The organism is Photorhabdus khanii NC19 (assembly GCF_000517265.1).
Classification (GTDB): domain Bacteria; phylum Pseudomonadota; class Gammaproteobacteria; order Enterobacterales; family Enterobacteriaceae; genus Photorhabdus; species Photorhabdus khanii.
Window position 1 is genome coordinate 476,054 of record NZ_AYSJ01000004.1, and the last position, 9,694, is coordinate 485,747.

The window sequence follows — 9,694 nt, forward strand, 5'->3', positions numbered from 1 at the left end:
CTTTCATCGTTATTTACCCTGTCTCTGACATTAGCGGCACCGCGTTCCGATATTGATACGGATACCCTCCTGCTCCAGACCGCACAGTTTACCGTCACCCGTGACGAAAATCCGCAACGTGAAGTGAAAGGATTGGTTGAAAGTGCGGTTATTGGAACCACAAACCGGCATCAAACCCTGTATCACCTGACAGTCAGACCCGAAATGTGGCTGCTGACCCTTGATCAGGACAGCCGCATCTATCACCAACTCAGCGTTCCCGAGATTTTACACAGCCTACTGAAACAGAAAAAACTCAGGGCCAATATGCGTTTTAATGACCCTCATTCAGTACGGGAATACACCACCATGAAAAGGGAATCATCCTATGATTTCTTTACCCGCCTTGCCGCTGAAGAGGGGATTTTCTTCTGGTTCGCCGATGATGGACTCCATGTGAGCGATAGCCATTTAAACATGAGAGCACCGGATACGCTGATCTACAACCCAGACGTCACCAGCGCAATAGAAGAAAATGTTATCTCCAAATGGTCTTTTGGCTCCCACATGCGCCCTGAATCCATTTCCCAAAAAGACCGGAATTACCACAACCCCAATTATGCCTTGCAGCATAACGCAACAGATTTTGAGGCAGAGAGCAGCACGCCATTTCATATCTTCGAAAGTTACGGGCGTTTTCTGAAAGACAAAGAGGGCATTCCGTTTACCCAATACCGGCTGGAAGCTTTACGTGCCGACAGCAAATCCGGGCAAGCGGACAGCAATTGTATTCGATTAATGCCGGGCAGGATCTTCACATTAACCCACCACCCGATTGACACCATGAATGACCGCTGGCAAGTCGTCTCTTCCCGACATCAAGGGCATGTCCCCGCCGTTTTGGGTGATGGCGGAGCCGGCACCACCCTCAATTCACAGACCCAATTTATTCCGGGCCGCAACGACTGGCGTCCGCCCTACCGCTATAAACCCCTGGCTGACGGCGATGAAGTTGCCACAGTTGTCGGGCCCGGCACGGAAGAAATTTATGTCAATAAAGAGGGGGCGGTTCGCGTTCACTTCCACTGGAACCGTTACGACGCGCCGGACGACCAGGCTTCCTGCTGGGTGCGGGTGGCACAAGGCTGGAATGGCAACGGATTTGGCTTTCTGGCCACACCGCGAGTCGGCCAGGAAGTGATTATCTCCTATCTCAACGGCGATATTGACCGCCCCATTATTACCGGATGCACCTATAACGCGCTTAACCGTCCGCCGCTGAATTTACCGGCGGAAAAGACCCGCACTACGTTCAGAACCAAGACCCATAAAGGCAATGGCTTTAACGAATTGCGTTTTGAGGATGAAAACGGCAGCGAGGAAGTGTTTATTCACGCTCAGCGGGATATGAATACGCAGGTTCTCAGGGATAAAACCACACAGATAAAGCATGACCAGAAAACAGAAGTCGAACATAACCGTACCACCATAATTAAAAACGATGATGAAGAAGCGGTGCAGGGCTTCCAGACGCTGGAAGTCGGTCAAAATCAAACGATGACCATTAAAGGTCAGCAAGCCATTTCCATTGGTAAAAGCCATCAATTAAACATCACCGATAACCAGCAAATTACCGTGGGTAAACATATCACTGTGCACTCTGACAGCGGGCAAATCACCATTGGGAATGCCGGCGGGCAGATAGTCATTGACCCGATGGGCAATATCCGTATCGAAGGGGTCAGTATCACCATGGCTGACCATATCACCGGTAAGAAATCCGCCGATGCGCTGTTTGACTACTCCGCCCGCTATACCTTGCGGAGTGAGCAGACCGGTAAGCCGCTGGTGAATACTCTCTATACCATCACCACCGCCGGCGGTCAGGTCCTCTCCGGTAAAACCGACGCGCTGGGCAGAACCGTGACCGTACAAAGTGCGGCGGAAGAAAATCTGCAACTGGATCCGCCAAAAGCCCCACCGAAACCGAAGAAAACCTTATACCGGGTCAGTGGTAACACACCGGTAGAGTATGTTATGGAGTTTAAGGAGAAATAAGTATGGCAATATCCAACAGCGGCAATATATGTCCGGCCGTTACCTCAATTAATTGCACAATGGAAATCGGGGTCTTTCCCACCGATGAAGACCCCTGCTACCTGGCGGAAAAAGCTGAATACGCCCTGCGGCTGCCTGCGATGATCCTCACTAAACAGGGGGCGATTCGCTTTCTTAATCAAATCATTATGAGTGGCTTGATTAAGGTTGAGGAGCTTAAGCATGACTTCCTGTGGCCTTATAAAGCGGAGGTGGTGTTTGCTATCCGAGGGAAGAAGGATGTTCCTCTGCCCATGCTGGCGACCAGTCAAGTCTCTAAGCAACGTTATGGTGATAATTTACCGCAATCCAGTAACCCGTTTGCCCGGCCTTCTGCCGACGATATGGAGAAATTTGGGGTTGTGGGTATCCGTCGGCCCGATATTATTCTGGTTAAAGAGGAAGCTCTCCGCTGGCCGGGCAGAAATGCCACTTACTTTGATGGTTCTGCGCATCCTGATAATCTGAAAATGTTGATTGAGGTGAAATTTCCGGGGGATAAGCTTAGTGAAGATCAAGAAAAAGATTATATCCAGATTGCTACTCGCTCTCGCTTTGGTGTAATGCGTGTCAGCGATAACCGCACAGAAGAGCAAAAACAGTATGATGAAGCGTGGCAAGAACACTATCAACCCGGTTCACAACACTATAAAAATCCGATACCGCTGGCTCCCCTGCCGCCCGGTTCGCCTCCTGATGATGACGCCTTACCCACACCTCCCGAAGAGGGCGTGCCGGGGACCATTCCGCAACCCCTGACAAAAAATCTCCCGCTTGTCAGTGCCTCTCCGTGGTCTTTCTTACTCAGCTATGAAGACTGGGTTATTCTCGGACAGGAAGTGGCTGGCCTGACAGAACAGGGACTAGATTATATCCGTAACAGTACCCGTGAACGCCTTGCTCAGTTTGGGGCATGGTTCAGTGAAACCGGCAAATGGGTGTGTAAAGAGATAATCGACCCGATAACCCATCAGGCCAGTTACGCTTTTTCCTGGGTCAGTGAACAAACGGGGAAAATCGTGACCTGGACTGAGAGTGAGATAAAAGCCCGGTGGCAAACCGTGCAACAGGGCTCAGATATCACCCTGGAAGAGCTGAAAAACATTAGCTGGATGCAAATATTGAAAAAGGTGGGTGAAGGCATGCTGGAAGTGGTGGTGATTATTGCCGAAGTTGCCGTGGTTATCCTCGTCACCCTTGCCGTCGCTGCTGCGCTGATTGCACTGGTGGAAATTTTAGCTGCCACAGCAGCAGTCAGCACCGCAGCATTAGCGGCCGTCCTGGCAATATTGGCAGGTGTGACATTCGCCACCGCCTCATAATGAACGGAGAGAATATGGATACTAATGATTACTTTGCCCAACTGAGATCACAACTGACCTCTTTTCTTTTTATCAATGGCGATGGACTGACTGTTTCCCGCCTGGGTCTCTCAATAACTCTGTTTTTTAAACAGGGCTACACCCAGGAGAAAAAACAGCGCATTCTGGCCTGTTATCGTCGTTTTCGCGAAGAGTTTGGCACTCAGCTGCGTTTTCATAGTCATTCATTGAAAGGGTTAAGCAAATATTCACCGGAAAATATTGCCAAAGTGGAAGAAGGCATTCTTAATCAGAAAAAAAACCAGCTTTGTGGTTGGGTCGTCAGTGATGCTAAAAATGAAGATGAAGCCCCTCACTATCTGATGCGTTATCTGGACTCCCGAGAAATTGATGGTGACGACAGTAGCTCTTACCTGAGTCTGGTACTGCCCTGGGATTATCTGAAAGAACAAGACGGCATGACACGGTTTATGGCATGGCTGGATTTTCTGTGTGAACAGCTTGAACCTGACTGGGGAGATTGTGGTTATTGTCTGGTCTTACCCAAAGACTACTATGATTATTTCCCCTTGGAGTACCAACTGGCCCAACGCTATCCCACCTTGCAAGTCAACTCTACGGTTCATACCACACTGGATGATTATGCCGATGCTATACGGAGCATGAACTGGATCACCCTGCTGTCCAAACGCTTTGTAGGACGGCTGGGCGGGGAACATTGGATACGTAAAACACTAGCACGCTACCCAGATGTGGTGATTAGTCCTTACTCCAATGGTCTGATGATCCGCGCAGGCAAATACCCGGACCTGACACCGCTACCGGGCAGTGTCCCGGAAAGTTATTTCGCCATTAACCAACTGATACGTCCGATACGTTTTGTGCCGGGAGAAGGTGATTCATTGCATTTTTACGGTGCCGGTCATTTTAACGATATTTCCACACAAGCCTGGTATGCCCGTTATGACCGAGGGACTCTGCATGTAACCCCGGTGAGAAGCGGCGAACCGATGCTTGTCAGCGGATTCTGGCGAACCGACAGCCAGCCTGACAAACAGTATTTCTTTGTTCAGGGTGCGACGGCCTTTGATATTCAGGGCGCGGAGCCGGGGACAACGGTATGGCATCTGATACGGGAAGCAGAAAATAGGAATGAGTAAAGGATGAGAAACAGTCGATGAAAAAGAGACGCAGGAAGAAGAGGACGCGCTGGAGTTCCAGTTTTTCAGTGAAATCCTCTCCGGTCTGCTCGGCAATCTGCAATCCTCCCTGCCCGGCCAACAGGTTTTGGCAAAACTTGCCGCCAAAGAGTCGGACAGCAACGGGGATGGCAACTTCTGGCGCACCATTACCGGCAGTGTTATCACCGTGCTGAATAACGACAAAGTCAAATCGCCGATGCTTGAGAGCCAGTTTATTCGCGGAGTCGATAATATTCTGCTGGGCATGGGGACTTTTCTGGCTACCGTCTGCGCCAATCCCGGTCAGGCGATTTCTCAGGGGGCAAATTATGTCCGGCAGCTTCCCCAGCAAGCCATTGACCGGATAACCCAACAATGTGTCCCCGCCTTGCTCTCTACACTGGGCGTGGTGATTGAGCCGGATGGCACNANTGGCGCTTAGTGACAGAGCTATCAGGAAGTGCTCAAGCGACTGGAATCGAAAGCAAATCGCCACCTGCCAGATCCCGCGATGCGGACACAGGCTATCGGGGAACGGATCATTAACTGGAGCAAGCGGCTGGAATCACTTGGTGACAAACCGGTGATAACCCTGCCCGCCGTTAAGACCCTTGCAGACTCGCCGGTTCAGCTTTTTACCTTAGACGGTGCCGGTAAACCGTCCATTGGTTTACTGTTTGACTCCTCACTGACCGGCACCAGCCTGTTTCTGAATGCCTTTACCCTGGCGGACGTGCTCACGCAGACAGAATATGCCCGCAACAACCCGTTACAGCCCGGACCGTCCTATATGAGCCTGCTGCGCTTTAGCACCGCGGTGATTGGTATGAGTGCCGATTTGGCCTCCCTCGGTTCGACGCTAGCGAGTAAGGTAAACTCCCCGATAGTCAAGGCGCTGATGAACGGCATAAAAGTGCCTGCCATCAATACGGCTATGGTCATCAGTTCTCCCGGGTTGCCGGTAGCGTGGCAGGTATTTAGGGGCGCTGGTCTCCTTCTATGATGCAAATAATGCTTTCAAAGTGGGTAATAACATAGAAGGTTATAGCCAGGTAGCGATAGGAACAGGTTCGATTATCCTGACTACAGCGGTCTGGATCGGGGTTGCCGCAGGCACTTTCCTGACTGGGGGCGTACTGACAGCGATTATAGCTGGGGCTAGCTTGCTTATTGGTGGCAGCATTGTGCAGGCCAACAGTGCCTGGTCAGATTTAGAGAAAGTACTGAATAACTGTTTTTGGGGGGCAGCAGATAAATATGCTTTTTGGGGGGATGGAAGAAGACCTGAAATATTCGATCAGCTCAAAATAACAAGAAAAATGGATAATGATACTCAAAATCATTTTGTTATCGAGAACCAAGAATTTTTAAATCTGTTTATTCAGCCACAATTGAAAATACATAGGGAATACAGAAAAACGACCTACCACTTTACCTTACCTGCCTTCCAAATGGGAGTTTCGGAAATATACGGGCTTTTCGTTAAAGAAAATGAAATATACTATCTCGGTGCACAAATTATCACTATTACCATTAATCGTCGCCAGTATACACGGGACACTTTTCGCGATGCCACATTCAAGGCCGCACGAGAACAGGCGAAGCTAACTCTGAATGGCGATACAGCCATACTGGAAATAGTCACGACAGAAGGACGCGAAGTAAACCCTTATCGCAGCAAGCTATATTGGTATTACCAGCAGTCAGACAATGTTATCGCTCCTTTGCGCTATTTATGGGGAGAAAAACCCACAGAGGAAAATACTATTAAGGGTAGTTTTGATGGAGAACGCACACTATGAAGCAACGCCTAAAAAACTTACTCAAAAAATGGTTTCCTACTATTCATCCACTGCCAGCCAAACGGCTGGCGCGCTGGGAAAAAGAACTTCTGGCGGCACCACCGGATATTAAGGATGAGGAAACAATTAAACACGCAGAAATATTGGACTACCTTGATAATAAGGAATGCCATATCCGTAACACTCAACGCCGCGCCCGGAGTATTACCTTGATCCCAATCACATTAGGGATTATTAGCAGTCTTATTCTGAATATTAACGGATTTATCGAAGACCGTAAAAATGATGAAAAAGCTATCCATAGATGGGTCAACTTAGTAAAGGAAGAATATGGTGATAAATTTTATCTACGCAATGATCTACCCAGCGCTATGGAAAATGCCCGTTATATTGGTAACGATAAAGAGATATCTCTGAGAAAATATCTTCACTATCGCTATACCTTTTATCCCAGTAGTTCACGGATTATCAAAATTGATATAGGTTTCCTACTTCTTTATCTAATAATTATCCCACCTTTTATCTGGGCTGTATTTTTTTCACGCCGTCAGGCACCATTAATTATTGATCGTGAACGACAGATTTTTTACACCTGGTATAAAGGTAAAGCTTATGCTGCCCGTTATCCACAAGTCGGCATGGCAGAAAAAACTAATATTCTGTTCCTCAAAGTCTATGGCTTGGACGAAAACAATCAGCTTATTGGGCGTGGTTTTATCCCTAACGTCAGTAGTTATTCCTTTGCCTTCTTAAGCAGTGGCAATGATAAAGCGCTGGCAGTCGCCTTTATGGTGAAATTCTTTTTAAACGGCAAAGAAGCTGTCAGTAAGGTGGATTATAAACGCCGGGGACCCCTTATCTGGTGGAGTAAGGATAAAAGACCCGCTGATTTAGACACACAAATTCCGTTGATTTTGGCAGAATTGGATCGCTTAGGTCCCCTTGATGAAGATCTTTCCGAATGAAAGTTGCATTACAAACCCATCTGACGGAAAGCTCCCAATCTGAATTACAGTTGATACGGTATATTTCACAGATAAGTGATAAGCAACTCGTAATAGTTGTACAACAGGAAAAGAGCGAGCAGCCTTTCGACGCGCTGTTAAATCATCTGCGCAAATTTGCCTATCTGAAAGACGAGCTGACTCAGGAATGGTCGTTTTTTCGTTTCTATCACCCTAAGACACTAATAACACTGCTTAATACCCTATCTGACGGGCCATTAGCCCATTTTATGCAGGGTATCAATGCCGTGTGGTTTTATGGTGATGAACCGGATATCCATCACATGATCACCCTCACTGAAAACATCCGACAGGCAAAACCCGCGCCTGTTACTCTCAATCGCCGCTTATGTGAACTTTTTGAGCAACAGGCGCAAAAGCGCCACATACTTAAAGCCATTGACTTTATTCAGGACAATCTGGCTGAACGCTGTCAGGTGAATAAAAACACCCTGCCTGCTTTTGTTTTACAGCAGACTAATCTGGCCTATTTACAGGGCCTGACGCAACAGCGGGCCATACTCTATTACGTTGCCGCCAAGTGTTTAATGCCAAATGATGAAGTTCGCTGGCAACAGCTTTGGGAATCAACCGGCTCGCAAACAAAAATACCGGCAATACGGGCACATTCACTTTTTGAACAGTGCGACACACTGACAACCAAGGAAATGTTATGACAACTGACATTCAGGACCGCTTCGACAAATTGATAGAAAAAGCTTACGAGCTGTTCCCGCAAAATCTTGAAGTCGATAATTACATGCAGCCCTGCGACTGCGATATTAAACCGATTTACCCGGTTCGTTATGCTTATGTGAATTTCTTCGGCAAAGAACTGGAAAAACCAGCGGCCCCACCCGATATCCACACCCTGATGTTCTCCTCATCAATCGAGAAAACCAAAGGCTACGCCGCCCGCCTCCTGCGCCCCGGCTGGATATATATCAAAGAAGAAGCCCCGCTTACCGCTCGCGGCAGCAAAGCCCGGGGCCTCCTGCATATCTTTAAATACTGCGTGTCAGAGAGAGAGGTTAACGGCAAAAAGCAGCGGGTAGAAAAATTTAAAAAATACATGTTCCTCAACCGCAAAGACGCCAGTGAGGGGCTTATTCCTGAGCCGGGCATCCGGGGTGAAGGTCACCCGTTCCTGTTTGTCGCCAAAGATGTCATCAATATCAGTATCGCCTACAGCGAACACCCGTGGCACGCCTCCGTACTGGATAAAATGAACGGCAGCCTGGCACTGCGGCAGAAAACCATGCAGTTCATCAATCTTGAACAGGAGCAGTCCCCTTTCGCAGTTAAAGCTTCAGTCAAGTACTTCCGTAAGCTCATCGTCGATTACAAAATCCAGCAGGAGCAATTTGCCGACATCAAGGCCATCATTGAAAAAGACATCAATGAACTGGATTTAGCGACCGCCAGGATTGGTGCGCTGACCACGCAGGAAAGCTATGAGATGGATGCCGACGTGATTATCAAGGCAATCAACGGTTATCTGCACCTGCACGAACAGGCGCGGATTGTTATTCTGCATGACCCGGTGGGCCGCCAGCGGGATATCGCGGAAGCGTACTCTATCCTGCATCTGTGGCAACAGAGCTACAACGCCTCCAATATCTACCCATTGACCATCGGTTTCTATGTCGAAAGGCTCAAAGCGACCAAAGACCCAGTGCTGAAAAAGAAAATAGATGACAGTATTCATCAGGAGCGCTGGGATAACGACTGGCCGAAACTGAAAAAAACCACCCAAGACTTTGAAGTCCGTCAGACGATGTTGATGAAACTGTTTGAGGCTTTTGCGGACAACCCGGCGCTGAGTTATCAGGTCGGTGGGCTACAAAATTACTTTCACTACTTCTTTTCACTGCAAGATGAAAAAGAGACGCGGGAAGAAGAGGACGCGCTGGAGTTCCAGTTTTTCAGTGAAATCCTCTCCGGTCTGCTTGGCAATCTGCAATCCTCCCTGCCCGGCCAGCAGGTTTTAGCAAAACTTGCCGCCAAAGAGTCGGACAGCAACGGGGATGGCAACTTCTGGCGCACCATTACCAGCAGTGTTATCACCGTGCTGAATAACGACAAAGTCAAATCACCGATGCTTCAAAGCCAGTTTATTCGCGGAGTCGATAATATTCTGCTGGGCATGGGGACTTTTCTGGCTACCGTCTGCGCCAATCCCGGTCAGGCGATTTCTCAGGGGGCAAATTATGTCCGGCAGCTTCCCCAGCAAGCCATTGACCGGATAACCCAACAATTTGTTCCCGCCTTGCTCTCTACGCTGGGCGTGGTGATTGAGCCGGATGGCC

General features: G+C 48.6%; 8 protein-coding genes. All 8 read left to right on the forward strand.

Annotated features, from left to right (window positions below):
- A partial coding sequence (gene tssI / locus PTE_RS06595; RefSeq protein ID WP_245218997.1) for a type VI secretion system tip protein TssI/VgrG occupies positions 1 to 2,037 on the forward strand: 2,037 nt, incomplete at its 5' end.
- A gap of 2 nt (positions 2,038 to 2,039) precedes the next feature.
- The gene (locus tag PTE_RS06600; protein ID WP_036844143.1) at positions 2,040 to 3,398 is read left to right on the forward strand and encodes a VRR-NUC domain-containing protein; all 1,359 of its coding nucleotides are present in this window, start codon (positions 2,040 to 2,042) and stop codon (positions 3,396 to 3,398) included.
- A 14-nt stretch (positions 3,399 to 3,412) separates the two neighbouring features.
- Entirely contained in the window at positions 3,413 to 4,558 is a 1,146-nt protein-coding gene (locus tag PTE_RS06605) for a DUF3396 domain-containing protein (protein ID WP_036844144.1), read from the forward strand.
- A gap of 532 nt (positions 4,559 to 5,090) precedes the next feature.
- Complete coding sequence (locus tag PTE_RS06615; protein ID WP_036844146.1) at positions 5,091 to 5,582, forward strand: hypothetical protein; 492 nt, start codon at positions 5,091 to 5,093, stop codon at positions 5,580 to 5,582.
- Positions 5,583 to 5,601: 19 nt separating this feature from the next.
- Complete coding sequence (locus PTE_RS06620; RefSeq protein ID WP_036844147.1) at positions 5,602 to 6,381, forward strand: hypothetical protein; 780 nt, start codon at positions 5,602 to 5,604, stop codon at positions 6,379 to 6,381.
- Entirely contained in the window at positions 6,378 to 7,346 is a 969-nt protein-coding gene (locus PTE_RS06625; protein WP_036844148.1) for a hypothetical protein, read from the forward strand. Before PTE_RS06620 ends, PTE_RS06625 begins: the two co-directional genes overlap by 4 nt.
- Positions 7,343 to 8,062, forward strand: coding sequence for a DUF4123 domain-containing protein (locus PTE_RS06630; RefSeq protein ID WP_036844149.1), 720 nt, complete (start codon positions 7,343 to 7,345; stop codon positions 8,060 to 8,062). Before PTE_RS06625 ends, PTE_RS06630 begins: the two co-directional genes overlap by 4 nt.
- A partial coding sequence (locus PTE_RS25605; RefSeq protein ID WP_036844150.1) for a toxin VasX occupies positions 8,059 to 9,694 on the forward strand: 1,636 nt, incomplete at its 3' end. The genes PTE_RS06630 and PTE_RS25605, both read left to right, overlap by 4 nt.